At 64.6% G+C, this 1,704-nt stretch carries 1 protein-coding gene; it reads left to right on the forward strand.

Going from position 1 to position 1,704, the window contains the following annotated elements; genetic code table 11:
* The coding region (locus tag ACI48D_RS14940; RefSeq protein WP_435572023.1) for a peptidyl-prolyl cis-trans isomerase at positions 1–1,538 on the forward strand (1,538 nt) is incomplete at its 5' end.
* Between the last annotated feature and the right edge of the window lie 166 nt (positions 1,539–1,704).

Below are 1,704 nucleotides of genomic sequence, written 5' to 3' on the forward strand. Positions count from 1 at the left end.
GCAGTTTCGACCTGGACGCCTACAAGGCCTTCCTGGCTTCGCAGGGCATGAGCGCCCAGAACTTCGAGCAGCGCGTCGGCTACCAGCTGGCGGTGCAGCAGCTGGCCGGCTCGGTGCAGGCAACCGCCTTCGCCCCGCGCTCGGTGGCGAACCGCCTGTCGGACATCAACGACCAGCAGCGCGAAGTCCAGGAACTGCTGTTCCCGATCGCGAATTTCGCGTCCCAGGTCAAGGTCACCGACGATATGGTGAAGGCGTATTACGACAAGAACGCGGCCCTGTTCACGGTGCCCGAGCAGGTCAAGGCCGAATACCTCGTGTTCGACGCCGACACCGTGGCCAAGCAGGTGAACGTCACCGACGCCGAGGTGCAGGACGTCTACAACAAGAGCAAGGAACGCTTCTCCACCCCGGAAAAGCGCAGCGCGAGCCACATCCTGATCGCGGTACCGAAAGACGCCAAGCCGGCCGATGACGCCGCCGCCAAGGCCAAGGCGCAGGCCATCCTGGCCGAAGTGCAGAAGAATCCGAACGACTTTGCGAAGATCGCCAAGGCGCAGTCGCAGGATCCGGGTTCGGCCGAACTGGGCGGCGACCTCGGCGTGGTCGAGAAGGGCGTCTTCGACAAGCCGGTCGAAGATGCGATCTTCAAGCTCAAGGAAGGCGAAGTCAGCGGCCTGGTGCGTTCGAGCTTCGGCTACCACATCGTCAAGGTCACCAAGCTCGTCCCCGCCGTCCAGAAGAGCCTGGAAGAAGCCAAGCCGGAAATCGTGGCCGAGCTGAAGAAGGCCAAGCTGGCGAGCAAGTATTCGGAACTGGCCGAGAGTTTCTCGAACACCGTGTACGAACAGTCGGACAGCCTGAAGCCGGCGGCCGACAAGTTCGGCCTGACGATTCAGACCGCCGACGGACTGACCCGTACGCCGAATCCGGCACTGGGCAAGTCGCCGGTGAACAACGAGAAATTCCTGAAAGCGATCTTCTCGCAGGACGCCATCGCCAACAAGCGCAACACCGAGGCGGTGGAAGTGGCGCCGAGCACCCTGGTGGCGGGCCGCGTGGTCGAGTTCAAGCCGGCCACCAAGCGTCCGCTGGCCGAAGTGCAGGACCAGATCCGCCAGCGCGTGACCCAGGAAGAAGAGCAGCGCCTGGCACGCCAGGCCGGCGAAGCCAAGCTGGCCGCGCTGAAGGCGTCCGGCGACGCCAGCGGTTTCGGCGAGGTGAAGGTCCTGTCGCGCACCATGCAAAAGGACCCCGGCATTAACCCGGCCGCCGCGATCGCCGTGCTGAAGGCCGACGTGAGCAAGCTGCCGGCCTATGTCGGCGTCGAGCTGCCGGGCCAGGGTTATGGCGTGTACCGCATCGGCAAGGTGACGCAGCCGGCCCAGCCGGACCAGGCGCGCCGCAAGCAGGAAGCCGAGGCGATCGCACGCGCCGTCGGCAACGCCGAGATGTACGGCTATATCGAGGCCCTGAAGAAGAAGGCCAAGGCCAAGGTGAACGTCTCGCCGGCTGCGCTGGGCGCCAAGGCCGAGTAATCGCTCAGACGTAAAAAAAGCCCGGTCCGCTTGCGCGGCCGGGCTTTTTGTTTGGGTGCGCCCAGCATGGGCGCACTCCTGTGGGTGCAAGTCCCGCCGCGAGCTGACCACAGTGAGCGAAGTGAAGCGCAACTGCATGAGGGTAACCGAGTGTGGGAAGGAAGCG

Origin of the sequence: Massilia sp. LXY-6 (genome assembly GCF_051233485.1) — a bacterium.
Lineage (GTDB): Bacteria > Pseudomonadota > Gammaproteobacteria > Burkholderiales > Burkholderiaceae_D > Telluria.